Raw genomic sequence first — 18,033 nt, forward strand, 5'->3', positions numbered from 1 at the left:
CGGTGTGCCGCCGCAGCCGCCGCGGATCAAGGCCTTCGGTCAGCGCCCGTCGCCGCCCCGTCCGTGCTCGTCGTCGTGGTCGTGGTCGTGGTGCCACCCGCCCCGCATGCCGTGACCGCCCATCGGGCCCATCGGCCGGGCGAGGATCATCGCCCGCCGCTTCTGGTCCTGATCGAGGCTGGCGTAGAGCGGCTGCGACGCGTCGGCGAGCTTGCGCAGGGCCTCGCCGCGGGCCGATGCGGCATCGGCCATCGCCCGGAGGGCCGCCGGGGCGTCGTCGCGGAATTTCGGCTGGTCGCGCATCGCGTCGCGGCGCTGCTGGCGCAGCTTGGCCATGTCGCGGATCGCCGATTCCACCGGCGGCCACAGCTTCTCCTGGTCGGGATTGAGCGTCAGGCCGGCATGCAGGGCGGCGATGCGGGCATCCGTGAACGCCGCCCGATCCTCGGGGCTGAGGGCGCTCCAGCGCCCATGCCCGCGGAAGCCCTCGGGGCCGTGGTCGCGGGCGGCGGCCGCGCCCGCCAGGCCCAGGCCGAGGGCCCCGGTGACGAGGATCGCGGCTCTCAAACGTCGGGACATGGAAACCTCCGTCTCACGCTCCGGACGCCGCCAGGCCGAACTGGCCGCGGTGCCCGACGCCGGCCATCAGACCCCGGTCGTGTATCCCGCTTGTGTATGTAACACTGTTACACTAGTGGCAGACCGGATCGGAACAGTTCAGGGAGTGGGGCGGTGCGGCGGGCGGCGGGAACGATCCGGACCTTGGTCCAGGCGGCGGTGGGCTTCGCGATCCTCGGCCTCGCCGTCCCGGCCCGGGCGGCGCCGGAGGGGAGGCCGGTCCGGGCGGTGGCCAGCTTCTCGATCCTCGGCGACCTCGTCCGGCAGGTCGGCGGCGGGCACGTGACGGTGACCACTCTGGTCGGGCCGGATTCCGACGTCCACGGCTTCAGCCCGACCCCGGCCGACGCGCGCAAGCTCGCTGAGGCTGACATCGTCGTCGTGAACGGTCTGGGGCTGGAGGGTTGGCTCGACCGGCTGATCCGGGCCTCGGGCACCCGGGCGCCGGTGGTGGTCGCCTCCACGGGGGTGACGCCCATCCCCGCCCGGGACGAGCACGCGCAGGGTGAGGGCGGCCACGGCGACCAGGCCGTCGACCCGCATGCCTGGCAGAACGTCCCCAACGTGCGGATCTATGTCGCCAACATCCGGGACGGCCTCGCGACGGTCGATCCGGCCCATGCCGCCGCCTACCGGGAGGCCGCCGCCGCCTATATCGTCAAGCTCGACGCCCTGGAGCGGGACCTGCGCGCCACGATCGCCGGCATCCCGCCGGAGCGCCGCCGGATCACCACCACCCACGACGCCTTCGGGTATTTCGCCGCGGCCTACGGCCTGCGCTTCGTGGCGCCGCAGGGCGTCTCCACCGACAGTGAGGCGAGCCCCCGGGACGTGGCCGCGATCATCCGGCAGATCCGCCGGGACCGCGTGCCGGCGGTGTTCCTGGAGAACATCAGCGACCCGCGCCAGATGGAGCAGATCGCCCGGGAGAGCGGCGCCCGCCTTGGCGGCAAGGTCTATTCCGACGCGCTCTCCGGTCCGGACGGCCCGGCGCCGACCTATCTCGACCTGATGCGCGCGAACCTGCGGGCCTTCGCGGCGGCCCTGACGCCCGGCTGAGGTCCGGGCTCTGGTTCGCCTTCGGGGCGTCCGACATGACATAGCGTAAACCGCCGGTTAAGAGGCCTCTTCTAGCCTTACGCAACGGGTGCCAGCCGATCCTCGTCCGCGAGGGCTCAGGGCCGTGGGGCCTTGTGAGAATCGCGCAGCTCGGAGATCGCGTGGCTTGGGGGCCTGACCGCTGGCGCTTCTATCGGCTCCTCGCGCGCGAGGCCGTGCGCGCGATCCGCGCGGCCGGCGCAAGCCTCACGGCATCCCCCGACATCCTCGCCCGGATGCGGGTCACGGGTCTGGTGATCGCGCCCCAGGACCTGCGCACCTCCGACGCGACCTTCGCGGACGACATCTATGCCGGCCTGTTCGTCTTCGCCGGCCGGTCGCTGGCGGCGAGCGGCGGCTCGCCCTTCGATTACGCGCCGCCCTCGCCGGAATGGGCCGACGAGCTCTACGGCTTCGGCTGGCTGCGCCACCTGCGCGCCGCCGACACGGCGCTGGCCCGGGCCAATGCCCGCGCCTTCGTGGCCGACTTCATCGCCGGGCGGGGCGATCCGGCGCTGGCCCGCCAGACGCCGGTGGCGGCGCGGCGGCTGATCTCGTTCCTGTGCCAGTCGCCGCTCGTGCTGGAGGGCGCGGACCACGCCTTCTACCAGAACTTCCTCAAGGCCATCGGCCGCAACGCCCAGCAGCTCGAGCGCGACCTGCGCCGGGGGGTGCCGCCGCAATGGCGCCTGAACGCCGCCGTAGCGCTCTGCTACGCCGGCCTGTGCTGCGACGGGATCCAGCCGATCCTGCGCCGGGCGACCCGGATCCTGTCGCGGGAGCTCGACCGGCAGATCCTGACCGATGGCGGCCACCGCTCGCGCGATCCGCGCTTCGCCATGGAGCTGCTCCTCGACCTGCTGCCCCTGCGCCAGAGCTACCTGAGCCGGAGCGTTGAGCCGCCGCTGGCGCTCCTGCGCGCGATCGACCGGATGCTGCCGCTGCTGCGGCTGCTGCGCCATCCGGACGCCTCGCTCAGCCATTTCAACGGCATGGGCGCCACCGACGCCGACCATCTCGCGACCCTGCTGGTCTATGACGGCGCGCTCGCCCGGCCGCTGATGCACGCGCCGAATTCGGGCTACGAGCGCCTGGAGGGCGGCCGGGTCGTGATCGTGGCCGATGTCGGCGCGAGCCCGCCGCTCCCGTACTCGGTCAATGCCGGGGCCGGCTGCCTCGCCTTCGAGATGTCGAGCGGACCGCAGCGCATCGTGGTCAATTGCGGCCTGCCGGCGAGCGGGCCGGACCTGCGCCTCCTGGCCCGTTCCACCGCGGCGCATTCCACCGCCTCCGTGGCTCGCACCTCCTCGTGCCGGTTCCTCACCCGCGACGGCTGGTGGGGCGAGCGCCAGCTGGCCGATTGGCTGATCCGGCGGCGCGGCCCGGTGGTCCTGAGCGGCCCGACCGCGGTCGCGGCCGAACAGGCCGAGGAGGCCGACAGCGTCATGCTGGCGGCCCGGCACAACGGATTCGGGCCGGAATTCGGAATCGTCCACGAGCGGCGCTGGCAGCTCTTCGCCGCCGCGGCGCTCCTGGAGGGCCGGGACGCGTTCCTGCGCCAGGGCAAGGCGGGAGGCCGGGCCCGCCGACGCCCGCACGACGTGGCCATCCGCTTCCACCTCCACCCCGGCATCGCCGTACGCGGGGTGCCGGAGGGACTCGAACTGGCCTCGGCCCTCGGTGAGATCTGGGTGTTCCGCGCGGAGAACGTCGAGATCGCCCTGGAGGAGAGCGTGTATTTCTCGGGCCTCACCGGCGCCCGCCGCACCGACCAGATCGTCCTCCATCTCAGCGTGTCGGAGGATGTCGAGGTGCGCTGGAGCTTCGAGCGCCGGGCCTCGGCGCCGTTGCGAGGGGTCGCGCCGGCCTGACGCGTGTCTGGCCCGGTTCCCCGTTTCCATGCTACCGCGCTCAAAAATCTCGAACATCCGGCACGAAACCATGGCGCACGATCAGGTGCGGGTCTCCCGCGCGCTCCTCTCGGTCTCCGACAAGGCCGGCCTCGTCGACTTCGCCCGCGCGCTGCATGCCCGCGGCATCGCGCTGGTCTCGACGGGGGGCACCCATCGGGCGCTGCGGGAGGCCGGCCTGCCGGTGACGGAAGTCGCCGACCTGACCGGCTTTCCCGAGATGATGGACGGCCGGGTCAAGACCCTGCACCCGGCGGTGCATGGCGGCCTGCTGGCGATCCGCGACAACCCGGAGCACCAAGCCGCCCTCGCGGCCCACGGGATCGGGGCGATCGATCTCCTGGTGGTCAATCTCTATCCGTTCGAGGCGACGATCGCGGCCGACAGGCCCGATGCCGACTGCATCGAGAACATCGATGTCGGCGGGCCGGCGATGATCCGCGCGGCGGCCAAGAACCACGCGGACGTGGCCGTCGTCACGGATGTCTCGGACTATGCCGGCGTGCTCGCCGCCCTGGAGACGAACGACGGCGCGATCGGGGCCGACCTCCGGCGCCGCCTCGCCCAGAAGGCCTTCGCGCGCACGGCGGCCTACGACGCCGCCATCGCCAACTGGATGGCCGGCCGCTTCGGCGCGGACGAGCCGGCGCCGTTCCGCGCCTTCGGGGGCGCCCTGGCGCAGGGTCTGCGCTACGGCGAGAATCCGCACCAGGCGGCGGCCTTCTACCGGGCCCCGGGCAAGCCCCGCGCCGGCGTGGCGACCGCCCGCCAGCTCCAGGGCAAGGACCTGTCCTACAACAACTTCAACGACACGGACGCCGCCTACGAATGCGTCGCCGAGTTCGAATCCGCGCGCGCGGCCGCGGTGGCGATCATCAAGCACGCCAACCCATGCGGCGTCGCCGAGGGCGCGAGCCTGCTCGAAGCCTACGAGCGGGCGCTCGCCTGCGACCCGACCTCCGCCTTCGGCGGCATCGTGGCGCTGAACCGGACCCTGGACGCGGCGGCGGCGGAGAGGATCGTCGAGATCTTCACCGAGGTGATCATCGCGCCGGACGCCACCCCGGAGGCCGCGGCGATCGTCGCGGGCAAGAAGAACCTGCGCCTGCTCCTGGCCGGCGGCCTGCCCGATACGCGGGCGCCGGGCGAGACGGTCCGGACCCTATCCGGCGGATTGCTGGTCCAGGGCCGGGACGCGGCCGTGGTCGACGACATGCCGCTTCAGGTCGTCTCCCGGCGGGCGCCCAGCGCGGCGGAACTCGCCGATCTCCGGTTCGCCTACCGGGTCGCCAAGCACGTGAAGTCCAACGCCATCGTGTACGCGAAGGGCGGCGCCACGGTCGGGATCGGCGCCGGCCAGATGTCGCGGGTCGATTCCTCGCGCATCGCCGCCTGGAAGGCCGCCGAGGGTGCCAAGCGCCTGGGACGGTCCGAGAGCCTCGCGGTCGGGTCCGTGGTCGCGTCCGACGCGTTCTTCCCCTTCGCCGACGGTCTGATGGCGGCGGCCGAGGCGGGGGCGACGGCGGTGATCCAGCCCGGCGGCTCGATGCGCGATGCGGACGTGATCGCGGCGGCCGATGAGGCCGGCCTGGCGATGGTCTTCACGGGCCACCGCCACTTCCGGCACTGACGCGGCACCACCTCCGTCGACCCTTCACGGCATCGGACGCGTTCGACGGCGCGCGGTATTCCCGGCCGTCGGACCCGTCGGACGTGATCGCGGCGGGGCCCGATGGCGACCGCGGCGTGGTGGCGGAGCCGTTAAGGATCCCCCGAGATCGGTGGAGCAGCGCCGCTAACGGATGCAGGACCGCGGGCGATCGAGAGATCGTCTGTAATGTTTATGGTGTAAGCAAGAGTATTATGGTCTAAATTTTTGGTTCATGAACATTGTCGATTGCAATCTTCTAGGATCAAAGATCAGATTTGCCCGAGACGTCTTTCCACGTTGCGGCCGTGCTTGATATCAGGCCGTCGCCACGTCATCATTCCTGAGATTTTTGCAGGATGATCGCGCAATGCATCTCCTCGAACGGTTCTTGCCTGGGTGATGAGATGCTGGTCGCGGCAATGTTGTTCTTGGTAGGATGGCTCATCGGCCGGTCCTACACGGTCGTCGTCTTGGCCATGACGTCGTCCGTCATCATGTTCACAGCTTTGACGATCTTCGTCACCCGGTATGAGATCGATCTGCTCCACGTGCTGATCACCGTGGGCTATCTCGCCGCGCATCAGTCGGGATACCTGCTCGGCGCCTACATGAGCGGCTATCAGCAGAATCACTGACGCAACGCTTCGCGCTTACCACCACCAGACCGGCCGTGCCGCGAGGATGTCGATTGCTACCCATAAGACGACCGTCGCCGCCGACCAAGAGCATACAAGGATAAGTGGCGGCCTCGTGCCAGGCTTGCGGCGCAGTTGTGCAAAGGCGTTGTTCACGTCTGGAGTCCTGGGCTTCGGTTGGTGAAGAATGCCATATACGGCCGGAACCGTTTATGGTTCCGCAAATTCGATGATGGCCATGCCTTAGAATAGTCAAGCGCGACATCTTGCCTGCCTCTCGCGCTGTCTGTGATCAGGCCAATCCAGGGTAAGTCAAAACCGGAAATCGGACTTTAAAGACTTTTATATTTTGCAAGATTTATTTACAAAAAGTCTTTATTAGAGATTTGTCGCGGCCGATTGTGATACGAAACGCATATTGGGCAGGGGGTCAGCGGCGCTTTCGGGAGCGGGCGCACGCAACGCGATGCCGTATCGCGATTCCCCCTGTCGGCCTTCGGCGCGCTGCCGAGGCCCCGAGGGCGAACGCCCGGGCCGCGCCTACGGCCCGGGCGTACAGGATCGGACGACGTCGGCGTCCCCGGGGCCGAGGGTGTCAGGCATCCGTGAAGATGTCGCGATCCCTGGTCTCCGGCACGAACAGCACGCCGATGATCACCGTCGCGACCGCGATGACGACCGGGTACCAGAGGCCGAAATAGATGTCGCCGGTCTGAGCCACCATGGCGAAGGCGGTGGCCGGGAGCAGTCCGCCGAACCAGCCGTTGCCGATGTGATAGGGCAGCGACATCGCGGTGTAGCGGATCCGGGTCGGGAACAGCTCCACCAGCATGGCGGCGATCGGGCCGTAGACCATCGTCACGAACAGCACGAGGAGGAACAGCAGGCCGATCACCCGGGCGACCTGCGACCGGAACACATCGAACGGGTTCGCCATCTTGACGATCCCGGGATCGCCCGCCTCCGGGTAGCCCGCCGCCTGGAGCGCTGCCGTGGTAGCCCTGTTGGCCTCGGCCGCGCCGCCCGGGGGGTAGGGGATCTCGGTGCCGTTGACCCGAACCGTGGCGGACTGGCCGGCCGCGCCCGCCACGGTGGCGTAGCGCACAGACGACTTCGACAGGAAATCGCGGGCGCTGTCGCAGGGCGCTGTGAACACCCGGGTCCCGACCGGATTGAACAGGGTCCCGCAGGCGGCCGGATCGGCCGTGACCGTGACCGTCACGGTCTCGATCGCCGCCGCGAGCTTCGGGTTGGCCGCGGCGGTGATGCCCTTGAAGATCGGGAAGAAGGTGGCGGCCGCCACCGCGCAGCCCGTCAGGATGATGACCTTGCGGCCGATCCTGTCGGAGAGCCAGCCGAACACCACGAAGAAGCCGGTGCCGAGCAGCAGCGACCACGCGATCAGGAGATTGGCCGTATAGCCGTCGACCTTGAGGATCGATTGCAGGAAGAACAGCGCGTAGAACTGGCCCGTGTACCAGACGACGCCCTGGCCGGCGACGAGGCCGAACAGGGCGATCACCGCGACCTTGGCGTTCGTCCACCGCCCGAAGGCCTCGGTGAGCGGCGCCTTCGAGGTCTTGCCCTCGTCCTTCATCTTCTGGAAGGCCGGCGATTCCGAGAGCTGGAGGCGGATCCAGACCGAGACGCCGAGCAGCAGGACCGAGACCAGGAACGGGATGCGCCAGCCCCATTCGGCGAAGGCCGCCTCGCCCGCGAACGTCCGGGTCGCCAGGATGACCAGCAGCGACAGGAACAGGCCCAGCGTCGCGGTGGTCTGGATCCAGCTCGTGTAGAAGCCGCGCCGGCCGTTGGGCGCGTGCTCGGCCACGTAGGTCGCCGCGCCGCCATACTCGCCGCCCAGCGCCAGCCCCTGGGCCAGCCGCAGGACGATCAGGATGACCGGCGCTGCGATCCCGATCGTGGCGGCGTTGGGCAGCACGCCGACGAGGAAGGTCGACAGGCCCATGATCAGGATCGTGACCAGGAACGTGAATTTGCGCCCGACGCGATCACCGATCCGGCCGAACACCAGGGCGCCGAAGGGGCGGACGATGAACCCGGACGCGAAGGTCAGCAGCGCGAAGATATCCCGCGTCGCCGGCGGATAGGCCGAGAAGAACTGTGCCCCGATGATCGCCGCCAGCGAGCCGTAGAGGTAGAAATCGTACCACTCGAACACGGTGCCGAGCGAAGACGCGAAGATCACGCGCTTCTCGGCGGAACGCATCGGCCGCGCGGCCCCGTCCGCCCGTGCAACGACACTCGCCCCCGCCATGACCCGTTTCTCCCCGGACGAACCCTGTGCGCGACGCAGATGAGCGATGCGTGATCGCTGGGACAGGCACGGTCAACCGGTCGACCGATCGTGAATTTTCTGATCGACACCGATGAGTGGGTTGCGTGGCGGCGTCGCCGCAGCAACCGCGTGGGCGCCTCCGGACGCCGCGCGCCGGCAATGTCCGGCGCGCACGAGAACCACTTGGGGCGCCTGAAACGAAGAAGGGCGCGGCCCGTGCCGCGCCCTTCGTTTTCACCGCGTCTTGGTCGGTCAGTGCGCGTGTGCGCCGGACGCCCCGATGCCGGTTTCGGAGCGCACGAACTGCGCCTCGAAGGCCGCGCGTTCGCGCTGGCCCCGGCGGGACCGGTCCATCAGGGACACCACCCAGATCGTCGCGAAGGCCAGCGGCATCGAGAACAGGGCCGGGTTGTCGTAGGGGAAGATCGGTGCGGCATTGCCGAACGTCACCACCCAGACCGCCTTCGACAGCACCACCATGGCCACCGCCGAGATCAGCCCGACGAGGCCGCCCGCGAGCGCCCCCCAGGTGGTGGTGCCGCGCCACAGGATCGACATGGCCAGTACGGGGAAGTTGCAGCTCGCCGCCACCGCGAAGGCCAGCCCGACCATGAAGGCGACGTTCTGATTCTCGAACACGTAGCCGAGATAGATCGCCACCAGGCCGATCACCACCGCCGAGAGCTTCGACAGATTGACCTCGTGCTTCTCGGTGGTGCGCCCGCGGGCGATCACCTGGGCGTAGAGGTCGTGGCTGATCGCCGAGGCGCCGGCCAGCGTCAGGCCCGCCACCACGGCCAGGATGGTCGCGAACGCCACCGCCGAGATGAAGCCCAGGAAGTACGGGCCGCCGACCGCGTTGGCGAGGTTGACGGCGACCATGTTGGTGCCGCCGATCATGTCCTTGAGCTTGTCGAAGGTGCCGGCCGCGCCGAGCTTGAAGTAGCTCGGATCGGACATCAGCAGGGCGATGCCGCCGAAGCCGATGATGAACGTCAGGATGTAGAAGTAGCCGATCAGGCCGGTGGCGTAGAACACCGACTTGCGCGCGGCCTGCGCGTCCGAGACCGTGAAGAACCGCATCAGGATGTGCGGCAGGCCGGCGGTGCCGAACATCAGGCCGACGCCGAGGGAGATCGCCTCGACCGGATTCGACACGAGGCCGCCGGGCGCCATGATGGCGTCGCCCTTCGGGTGGACCTGCACGGAGGCGGCGAACAGCGTTTCCGGGTTGAAGCCGTACTTGAACAGCACCGCCCCGGCCATGAAGGTCGCGCCGCCGAGCAACAGGCAGGCCTTGATCACCTGCACCCAGGTGGTCGCCTTCATGCCGCCGAAGGCGACGTAGACGATCATCAGGATGCCGACGATGATCACCGCGTAGAGATAGGGCAGGCCGAACAGGAGCTGGATCAGCTTGCCGGCGCCGACCATCTGGGCGATCAGGTAGAAGGCCACCACCACCAGGGTGCCCACCGCCGAGATGATGCGGATCGAGGTCTGGTCGAGGCGGAAGCTCGCCACGTCGGCGAAGGTGAACTTGCCGAGGTTGCGCAGGCGCTCGGCGATCAGGAACAGCACGATCGGCCAGCCGACCAGGAAGCCGGTGGAATAGATCAGCCCGTCGAAGCCCGAGGTGTAGACGAGGCCGGAGATGCCGAGGAACGAGGCCGCCGACATGTAGTCGCCGGCGATTGCCAGGGCGTTGGTCCCGGCCGAGATGCCGCCGCCCGCGGCGTAGAAGTCGGCGGCCGACTTGGTGCCCTTGGCGGCCTTGTAGGTGATGCCGAGGGTCAGCAGCACGAAGAACAGGAACATGCCGATGGCCGGCCAGTTCGTGGCCGATTGCGTGACCGCGCCGAGATCGGGGCCGGCCGCGTAGGCGCCGCTCGCCACGATCGCGGCGAGCGTCAGGCCGAGGAGGAGGCGGTTCATCGGCCCACGCTCCGCTTGAGGGCGGCGCTCAGCGTGTCGAAGCGCGTGTTGGCCCGCGCCACGTAGATGCCGGTCAGCGCGAAGGCGAACAGGATCACGAACACGCCCATGAACAACCCGAGCGACGCGGTGCCGCCGCCGACCTTCACGGCCAGGAGCGACTTGTCGAAGGCGATCAGGCCGATGAAGCCGAAATAGACCACCAGCATCAGGATCGTCAGGATCAAGCCGAACCGGGTGCGCTCGGCGACGAGCTGCTGGAATTCCGGGGTCCGGACGATCCGGTCGATCTGCGGATCGACCGCCGCGGCGGCGTTGCGGGATGGGGGGGGCGCCGTGCCCCCGCGAAGGCCGAGTGTCGAGCCGCTCATGGCGTGTTCCTCCCGCAAAGGCGCTCCGGCCTTCCGGTTTTTCTTGAGACCTGAGTTTCGTGGTTCTTGTTGGGGGCGGGCGCCGGACCGGCACCCGCCTCGTCATGTCCTGGAGGTCGGACCGATCAGGGCCGGTTCTGCCGGTTCTCGATCAGGTCTTCCACCACCGCCGGCTCGGCGAGCGTCGAGGTGTCGCCGAGCGAACCGAAATCGTCCTCCGCGATCTTGCGCAGGATCCGGCGCATGATCTTGCCGGACCGGGTCTTGGGCAGGCCGGGGGCGAACTGGATCAGGTCCGGCGAGGCGATCGGCCCGATATCCTTGCGGACCCAGGTCACGAGTTCCTTGCGCAGGGCGTCGTCGCCCTCCTCGCCGTCGTTGAGGGTGACGTAGGCGTAGATGCCCTGGCCCTTGACCGTGTGCGGGTAGCCGACCACCGCCGCCTCGGCGACCTTCGGGTGGGCGACGAGGGAGGATTCGACCTCCGCGGTGCCCATCCGGTGGCCCGAGACGTTGATCACGTCGTCGACCCGGCCGGTGATCCAGTAATAGCCGTCCGCGTCCCGGCGGGCGCCATCGCCGGTGAAATACTTGCCCGGATAGGTCGAGAAGTAGGTCTGCTCGAAGCGCTCGTGGTCGCCGTAGACCGTGCGCATCTGGCCCGGCCAGGAATCGGCGATGCAGAGGTTGCCCTCGCAGGGACCCTCCAGGACCTTGCCCTCGGCGTCGACCATCTCGGGTCTGACGCCGAAGAACGGCCGGGTCGCGGAGCCCGGCTTCAGGGCGGTGGCGCCCGGGAGCGGGGTGATCAGGATGCCGCCGGTTTCGGTCTGCCACCACGTGTCGACGATCGGGCAGCGCCGGTCGCCGACCACGTTGTAGTACCAGTCCCAGGCTTCCGGGTTGATCGGCTCGCCGACCGAGCCCAGCACCCGCAGGCTCTGCCGGGAGGTCTTCTTCACCGGCCCCTCGCCGCCGCCCATCAGCGAGCGGATCGCGGTCGGCGCCGTGTAGAAGATGTTGACCTTGTGCTTGTCGATCACTTCCCAGAACCGGGAGCTCGACGGGTAGGTCGGGATGCCCTCGAACATCAGCGTCGTCGCGCCGTTGGCGAGGGGGCCGTAGACGATGTAGCTGTGGCCCGTGACCCAGCCGACATCGGCCGTGCACCAGTACACGTCGCCCTCGCGGTAATCGAAGACGTATGCGTGGGTCATCGACGCGTAGACCAGATAGCCGCCCGTGGTGTGAACGACCCCCTTCGGCTGGCCGGTCGAACCCGAGGTGTAGAGGATGAACAGCGGGTGCTCGGCCTCCACGGGCTCGGCGGGGCAATGGTCGGTCACCTGCTCGGCAGCCTCGTCGTAATAGACGTCCCGGCCCGCCTCCATGGCGACGGTGCCGCCGGTGCGGCGCACCACGATGACGTGGTCCACGAAGTCGGCGCCGATCCGCTTGATCGCCTCGTCAACATTGGCCTTCAGCGGCACCTTGCGGCCGCCGCGCAGGCCCTCGTCGGCGGTGATCACTACTTTGGAGCCGCAGCCCTGGATGCGCGAGGCGAGGGAATCCGGCGAGAAGCCGCCGAACACGATGGCGTGGATCGCCCCGAGCCGCGCGCAGGCGAGCATCGCGTAGGCGGCTTCGGGGATCATCGGCAGGTAGAGCGTGACCCGGTCACCCTTGCCGACGCCGCGGTTGCGCAGGACGTTGGCCATCCGGCAGACCTGCGCGTGCAGCTCCCGGTAAGTGATGTGCCTGGACTCGTCCGGATTGTCGCCCTCCCAGATGATCGCGGTCTGGTCGCCGCGGCTCTCCAGGTGCCGGTCGATGCAATTGTAGGCGACGTTGGTCGTGCCGTCCTCGAACCACTTGATCGAGACCTTGCCCGGCTCGAAGCTGGTGTTCTTGACCTTGGAGAACGGCGTCATCCAGTCGATGCGCTTGCCGTGCTCGCCCCAGAAGGCGTCCGGATCCGAGACCGACGCCGCATACATGTCCCGGTACGTGGCATCGTCGACGTGAGCACCCTCACGCCACGCTGCCTGCACGTCGATGATCTTGCCGTCCATGGCGTTCCATCCCTGCTTGGCGTCCGATCGTATCGCGGCCTCAACCGCGCAGCCAGGACTTCCAAAGTAACGTAGCCTACACTTTACGGTGGCGATATCATCGCCTTTTCGCTCGTGCACGCTGCGGAATCGGTAGATAAATTGGGCACAATGTAAGGCGGTGAGTGGAGCTTCGGCCCTGCGCTGTCAAGCCGAGCTTGCCGAGACGGCACGCCGAGCCCGAATACTTGTCGGGTCCGCCTCCGGCCCGGGACCCGCGGGCCTCAACCGTTCGCCGCCCGCCGCGTGGGCATGATGATCTCCACCAGCGTGCCGTCCTCCGTCGGCGTCGACAGCTGGAGGCGGCCGCCATTGGCCTCCACCAGGGCCCGGGGCAGGGCCAGACCCTCCTCGACATCCCCCGCGGGACCGGCGGCCCGCGTCGCGGTGCCGGTGTCACGCACCCGCAGCGCGACGGCCGTCCGCTCGGCCGCGCCCGTCGATACGATGATCTGGCCCCCGGCCGTCGAGCGCCGGATCGCGTTCTCGATGATCAGGGCGGCGGCGCGGGTCACGGACCGCTCGTCGGCCTCCAGCTCGCCGAGATCCGTGGAGAAGCTCGTCCGCACGACGATGCGGCCGCGGGCCGCCGCCGCCTGGAGTTGCGCCACGCAGCCGGCCGCGAGGTCGTTGAGATCGAGGGCGCGCGGTTCGAGGTGCAGGGTTCCGGCCTCCACCGCGGCGAGGTCGAGGAGCATGCCCACCCGTTCGAGCATCGCGTCGCCGGAGGCCTTGATCTCGGTGAGGCAGGCCCGGTAACGCGCGTCGCCGAGCGTGCCGAAGGGCTCCTTCAGCATCGCGTCGGCGAGGTCGATCATCCCGGCCAGGGGTCCGCGGAAGGCGCGGTCCAGGCGCACCAGGGCGGTGCCGGCGCCGTTCGACGGTGCCCGGCCCCCCGCGAGGTCCGTGGCGGCCGCCGGAGGGCGGTTCGTCCGCTCGATCACGGCCACCCGGCGGCCGTCGCCCTCGACCGCTCTCACGTCGAGGGTCACGGGCTCGCCGGCGAGCAGGACGATGCGCCGGCCCCGGGCCACGCCGCGCAGCAGGTCGGCGACGGCCAGCACGCTGTCCCGGTCGACCTGGGCGACGAAGCTGGCGCCGACGATTTCCCGGGGCTCGCAGCCGAGCAGCACGGCGGCGGCGCGGTTCACCGCGAGGATGCGCCCGGCCTGATCGAGGGTGACGGTTCCGGTCTCCAGCGCGTCGAGGGTGGCCTCGGCGCTAGCCGCCCGCTCCGATTGCGCGGTGCGGGCGAGGCGCTCGGCGGCGAGGGCGGCGGCTGCATCGGTTTCGTCGACCGGGCGGAGGACCAGGCACAGGGCGGCCTCGCCCGCCCAGGTGCAGGGCCCGCTCAGGGCCTCGACCGGTCGGGCGCGCCCATCGGCGGCCGCGACGGCGGTCAGGCGCGCGGCCGGATCCGTTTCTGCGTCCTGCGGGGCGCCCGGGAAAAGCCCGCCGAGACCGCTCACGGACAGGGCCGCCACGTCGGCGTGACCGGTCAGGCTCAGGAGACGGCCGTTCGCCGCCAGGATCGTGCCGCCGCGATGCACGAGGGCCGGAAGCGGCAGCCCGGCCAGGATGTCTGCGAAGGCCCCCGCGGCGGCGCGATCATCGCGCGGCTCCGCGGGACCGGACTGGGGTCCGGGGAAAACCATGACCGCGCCGCCTTCGGCCTTCGGACGCCGCCCCTCGGGCGCCGCCTCGTCGCCGGCGTAGCGCGCGCCGAGGGCCCGGGCGATCTCCCGGAACGCGGCGTGCTCGTCCGTCGACAAGGGGGCCGTGGCGGGTTCCCGCGCGGAGGCCGCCTCCCGGGCGGGACCGGGTTCGGGCGACGCCTCGGGCGCGGGCAGTGCTGTCGGCGCCACCGCGTCCGCGGGGGCCTCCGATCGTGCCGACGGCAGGCCCCGGATCAGGCCGAACCCGGCAAAGCCCGCGAAGGCTGCCGCGTCCCGTCCCAGGGGGGCGCCGGACAGCTCGACCCGGAACGGCCCGGTTCCGGCATCCAGTGACGCCGGCTCGCCGCGGAAGGTGCGACGGTCCCGCAGCGCCGCCAGCATCCCCTCGGCCCCGGCCACGTGGCCGGACGCGGCGAGGTCCTGCCAGCGCTGACCGACGAGGCCCGCCAGGACCTCCGAGCCGGTGAGCGAGACCAGCGTTCCCGCCGCATCGATGCGCCACAGGAAGCGGTCGTCCCGCTTGGGCGCCGGAGCGGGTGCCGCCGGCTCCGGCAGCATCGTCCCGGCGGGTTCCGGCGGGCGCGCCTTCGCCCGGGGTGGCGTCACCGGAGCGGTCGGCATCACCAGGATCACGGGCTTTCCCCCCTCCTGGGTGCTCCGGGCCAGCCAGCAGAGCACCGGGGGCGCGATCCTGCGGGGGTCGAAGCGCAGCCGTGCGAGCCGGGGCGACGCACCCCCCGGGGCCGCAGCGGCGATCTGCCGGGACAGATCCGCGGCGGCGCAGACGTCGGCCAGTGGACGCGCGGTCGGCGAGGCATGCAGGACCTGCCCGGTCCCGGGATCGACGACCAGGTGAACCGAATCCGGCGCGGTCAACGCAGCCGACAGGCTCGGCAGCCGCGCCCAGGCCGCGAAGGCGGCGGCGAGCCCCGGTCGATCGGCTTCGTCGGTGGATGTCAGTGTCGTCTCCACAACCCGCGACCTCGAACCCACACGCGGTCCCCCGTTCCCCGGACCCATCTGCCCGAGAAACGCGCACGACCGTAGCCCTATTGTAAACTCCCCGTCGTCGCGGCGCTGGACTCTTGCGCCGACCGTCACACGTTTACGGCATGTCAACCTTAACGCCGGTGGCGCGGGTGGCATACAGTGACGAATCGGTTATTGTGCGGTGCACAAAGAGCCATCCACAGGCGTCAACATGAGAGGAGACGGCACATGAGCAATCCCCCGAACTACGAAGTCCCGGCCGAGATGCGCGACCTCGCCGAGAAGAGCGTCGAGCAGGCCCGGAAGGCCTTCGACAGCTTCATCGGTGCCGCCCGTCGCACCGCCGACACTGTGCAGGGCTCGACCGAGCTGGCCCGCACCAACGCCCGTGACGTGTCCACGCGCGGCTTCGAATACGCCGAGCAGAACGTCAACGCGGCCTTCGACCTCGCCCAGAAGCTTGTCCGGTCCCGGGACATGCAGGAGGCGATGCAGCACCAGGCCGAGTTCGTGCGCAGCCAGTTCGCCGCCATCCAGGCGCAGGCCAAGGAGTTCAGCGGCATCGCCCAGAGCGCGATGCAGCAGGGTGCCGAGCGCGCGAAGTCGGCGATGCAGCAGGGCGCCGACGAGGCCCGCAAGGCGATGGAGCAGGGGCAGGATGCGGCCAAGAACGCCGTCCACAACGCCCGGGACGCCGCCGAGCGCAGCAGCCACTAAAGCATCATCCCGAAAGGTGGTTTCCAGCCTCCGGGAAACGATGATGCGGACTTAGCCGCCGGGCGCGTCGTCCGGATTTCGATATCCAGGACGATGCGCCGAGGCGGCAGACGCAGCCGGTCGTCGGGCGGCGCCCGACGTGCCGCATCCCAAGCGGCGACCCGATCTCCGGTCGCACGCCACGACGCGGCCCGTTCCCGATCCCGGGGGCGGGCCGTCTCGTTTTCGCCGGTATTGCCCCGGAGAGCCGCCCGGCGGACGGGATGGATCCGCATCGCGCGAAGGATTCCAGGATGCGCCACGCTGTCTTTGGCCGTATCGGCTCGTCTATGCTCCTCCGCCTGACGGTTGCCGCGCTGGCGCTCGCCACCGCGCTGCCCGGCACGGCGGCGCGGGCCCAGTATGTCGACGGCCCCGCCTACGGTGCTCCGCCGTCCGGCTACGAGGAGCCGGGCGACGCGCGTGGATATCGTCGGCCGCCGCGCCGGATCGAGCGGGAGCCCGTCGGCTTCAACTGCGATGCCGTGCAGCGGGGAATCACCGGCCCGAAGCCGTTCTCCTGCCCGCTCCCCGGCCCGAAGCCCCTCGGCGTGCGCTGCTTCTGCGATCTCCCGATCGCGTCGTTCAGCCCGCCGCACACCGCAATCGGGCGGGTCGTGCCGTAAACGCGCCACGGCCGCACCGTCCGGGGACGATGCGGCCACGTCGATCGAGTACGGGTCGGGGGCTCGCCCGGATCAGTTCAGAACGACGACCTTGGCGCCGACCTTGACGCGCTCGTAGAGGTCGGTGACGTCGTCGTTGGTCATCCGGATGCAGCCCGACGACACCGCCTGGCCGATCGTGTCCGGCTCGTTGGAACCGTGGATGCGGTACTCGGTCGAGCCGATATACATGGCACGGGCGCCGAGCGGGTTCTCGATCCCGCCGGCCATGTAACGCGGCAGGTCGGGCCGGCGGGCGATCATCGCCTTCGGGGGGGTCCACGACGGCCACTCGCGCTTGGCGGTGATCGTGTTGGTGCCGCTCCAGCTGAAGCCCGGGCGGCCGACGCCGACGCCGTAGCGAAGGGCTTGGCCGTCACCCAGGACCAGATAGAGACGGCGCTCGGCGGTGGAGACCACGATGGTCCCCGGGGTGTAGGGCGCGTTGAAGGCCACGACCTCGCGGGGGATCGGCTGGACCTGCGCCTGCGGCGCGGCCTGCACGCCCTGGCCGTAGCCGGGGGCGTAAGTCCCCTGGTAACCGTACTGGCCCTGATCCGAGTAGTAGGCGTTGGAATCCTCGTTCCCGAAGGGATCGTACGACGAGGCTGCCAGGGCCGGCGTCGCGGCAAGAACAGTCGCGCCGAGGAGTGCTGCGAGTGCGGTGACCGTGGTCTTCATGGGTGGCCTGCCTGTGCGATAACCTTTGCCATTACAAGCGTGGGCATAGCCAGGCAGTTCCACAAAACCGCCAAGATTCTACGGGGCGGCGGAATACGTATCCCCGTCCGACCGTGCGAGGCGGCTCAGTCGACCTCGTCGGTGTGGACATCGAACCGCGCCAGATGCGCGTAACCGAAATTGGTCGAGATCGCGCAATCGGTGGCGTCGCGTCCGCGGGCCATGACGATGCGGCCGATCCGGGGGCAGTTGTGGCGGGCGTCGAAGGTGTACCAGCGCGGTCCCCCGGGCCCGTCGAGATAGACCTCGAACCAAGCGGAGAAATCCATCGGCGCCGGGTCCTTGGGCACGCCGATGTCGCCGAGATAGCCGGTGGCGTAGCGGGCCGGGATGTTCATGCACCGGCACAGGGTGATGGCGAGGCGGGCGAAGTCGCGGCAGACGCCCTCGCGCTGCATGAAGCCGCCATGGGCGGTGCGGGTGGCATCGGCGCGCGGGTAGTCAAAGCGCAGGCGGCCGTTGGCGTAGTCGACGATCGCCTGGACCCGGGCCCAGCCCTCCGGGGGCGAGCCGAACAGCGAACAGGCGGTCGGCGTGAGCCTGGCGAGGTCGAAGTCGCGCGCGCCGAGCGGGAACA

General features: G+C 69.9%; 14 protein-coding genes. 6 read left to right on the forward strand and 8 right to left on the reverse strand.

What is annotated here, in order from left to right:
• Positions 1-39: 39 nt before the first annotated feature.
• The gene (locus MKK69_RS21870) at positions 40-579 is read right to left on the reverse strand and encodes a Spy/CpxP family protein refolding chaperone (RefSeq protein ID WP_243971392.1); all 540 of its coding nucleotides are present in this window, start codon (positions 577-579) and stop codon (positions 40-42) included.
• Between the two features lie 174 nt (positions 580-753).
• On the opposite strand from MKK69_RS21870, the gene MKK69_RS21875 reads away from it, so the two are divergent.
• From MKK69_RS21875 to MKK69_RS21890, 4 genes are all read left to right on the forward strand, one after another.
• Positions 754-1,677, forward strand: coding sequence for a metal ABC transporter substrate-binding protein (locus MKK69_RS21875; protein ID WP_409564861.1), 924 nt, complete (start codon positions 754-756; stop codon positions 1,675-1,677).
• Between the two features lie 161 nt (positions 1,678-1,838).
• Positions 1,839-3,587, forward strand: coding sequence for a heparinase II/III family protein (locus MKK69_RS21880; RefSeq protein WP_243971394.1), 1,749 nt, complete (start codon positions 1,839-1,841; stop codon positions 3,585-3,587).
• 70 nt (positions 3,588-3,657) lie between these two features.
• A complete protein-coding gene (gene purH, locus MKK69_RS21885; RefSeq protein WP_243971396.1) occupies positions 3,658-5,256 on the forward strand; it encodes a bifunctional phosphoribosylaminoimidazolecarboxamide formyltransferase/IMP cyclohydrolase in 1,599 nt (532 codons plus the stop codon).
• Between the two features lie 377 nt (positions 5,257-5,633).
• Positions 5,634-5,912, forward strand: coding sequence for a hypothetical protein (locus MKK69_RS21890; RefSeq protein WP_243971398.1), 279 nt, complete (start codon positions 5,634-5,636; stop codon positions 5,910-5,912).
• A gap of 595 nt (positions 5,913-6,507) precedes the next feature.
• Here MKK69_RS21890 and MKK69_RS21895 read toward each other — a convergent pair.
• The 5 genes from MKK69_RS21895 to MKK69_RS21915 form a co-directional block, all read right to left on the reverse strand.
• Positions 6,508-8,190: an MFS transporter gene (locus MKK69_RS21895; protein ID WP_409564860.1), complete on the reverse strand. Its 1,683-nt coding sequence runs from the start codon at positions 8,188-8,190 to the stop codon at positions 6,508-6,510.
• A gap of 273 nt (positions 8,191-8,463) precedes the next feature.
• The gene (locus MKK69_RS21900; RefSeq protein WP_243971399.1) at positions 8,464-10,146 is read right to left on the reverse strand and encodes a cation acetate symporter; all 1,683 of its coding nucleotides are present in this window, start codon (positions 10,144-10,146) and stop codon (positions 8,464-8,466) included.
• Entirely contained in the window at positions 10,143-10,517 is a 375-nt protein-coding gene (locus MKK69_RS21905; RefSeq protein WP_243971402.1) for a DUF485 domain-containing protein, read from the reverse strand. The genes MKK69_RS21900 and MKK69_RS21905 overlap by 4 nt, the downstream gene beginning before the upstream one ends.
• Positions 10,518-10,642: 125 nt before the next feature.
• The gene (acs, locus tag MKK69_RS21910) at positions 10,643-12,589 is read right to left on the reverse strand and encodes an acetate--CoA ligase (RefSeq protein ID WP_243971404.1); all 1,947 of its coding nucleotides are present in this window, start codon (positions 12,587-12,589) and stop codon (positions 10,643-10,645) included.
• A gap of 263 nt (positions 12,590-12,852) precedes the next feature.
• Positions 12,853-15,276, reverse strand: a complete 2,424-nt coding sequence (locus MKK69_RS21915) for a PAS domain-containing protein (protein ID WP_243971406.1) — start codon at positions 15,274-15,276, stop codon at positions 12,853-12,855.
• 246 nt (positions 15,277-15,522) lie between these two features.
• Between MKK69_RS21915 and MKK69_RS21920 the strand changes: the two genes are divergently transcribed.
• Together MKK69_RS21920 and MKK69_RS21925 are read left to right on the forward strand one after the other, a co-directional pair.
• The gene (locus MKK69_RS21920) at positions 15,523-16,011 is read left to right on the forward strand and encodes a phasin (protein WP_243971408.1); all 489 of its coding nucleotides are present in this window, start codon (positions 15,523-15,525) and stop codon (positions 16,009-16,011) included.
• Positions 16,012-16,304: 293 nt separating this feature from the next.
• Complete coding sequence (locus MKK69_RS21925) at positions 16,305-16,676, forward strand: hypothetical protein (RefSeq protein WP_243971410.1); 372 nt, start codon at positions 16,305-16,307, stop codon at positions 16,674-16,676.
• Between the two features lie 72 nt (positions 16,677-16,748).
• Here MKK69_RS21925 and MKK69_RS21930 read toward each other — a convergent pair whose 3' ends face one another.
• Positions 16,749-17,396 carry a L,D-transpeptidase gene (locus MKK69_RS21930; protein ID WP_243971412.1) on the reverse strand — a complete coding sequence of 216 codons (648 nt, stop codon included), beginning with the start codon at positions 17,394-17,396 and terminating at the stop codon, positions 16,749-16,751.
• A 125-nt stretch (positions 17,397-17,521) separates the two neighbouring features.
• The coding region (locus MKK69_RS21935) for a transglutaminase-like domain-containing protein (RefSeq protein WP_243971414.1) at positions 17,522-18,033 on the reverse strand (512 nt) is incomplete at its 5' end.

The organism is Methylobacterium sp. J-026, assembly GCF_022829585.1.
Taxonomy (GTDB): domain Bacteria; phylum Pseudomonadota; class Alphaproteobacteria; order Rhizobiales; family Beijerinckiaceae; genus Methylobacterium.

Coding starts and splice junctions, on each gene's coding strand:
- MKK69_RS21870 (WP_243971392.1), bottom strand. CDS start 579: ATGTCCCGACGTTTGAGAGCCGCGATCCTCGTCACCGGGGCCCTCGGC.
- purH (WP_243971396.1), top strand. CDS start 3,658: ATGGCGCACGATCAGGTGCGGGTCTCCCGCGCGCTCCTCTCGGTCTCC.
- MKK69_RS21890 (WP_243971398.1), top strand. CDS start 5,634: ATGATCGCGCAATGCATCTCCTCGAACGGTTCTTGCCTGGGTGATGAG.
- MKK69_RS21895 (WP_409564860.1), bottom strand. CDS start 8,190: ATGGCGGGGGCGAGTGTCGTTGCACGGGCGGACGGGGCCGCGCGGCCG.
- MKK69_RS21900 (WP_243971399.1), bottom strand. CDS start 10,146: ATGAACCGCCTCCTCCTCGGCCTGACGCTCGCCGCGATCGTGGCGAGC.
- MKK69_RS21905 (WP_243971402.1), bottom strand. CDS start 10,517: ATGAGCGGCTCGACACTCGGCCTTCGCGGGGGCACGGCGCCCCCCCCA.
- acs (WP_243971404.1), bottom strand. CDS start 12,589: ATGGACGGCAAGATCATCGACGTGCAGGCAGCGTGGCGTGAGGGTGCT.
- MKK69_RS21920 (WP_243971408.1), top strand. CDS start 15,523: ATGAGCAATCCCCCGAACTACGAAGTCCCGGCCGAGATGCGCGACCTC.
- MKK69_RS21925 (WP_243971410.1), top strand. CDS start 16,305: ATGCGCCACGCTGTCTTTGGCCGTATCGGCTCGTCTATGCTCCTCCGC.
- MKK69_RS21930 (WP_243971412.1), bottom strand. CDS start 17,396: ATGAAGACCACGGTCACCGCACTCGCAGCACTCCTCGGCGCGACTGTT.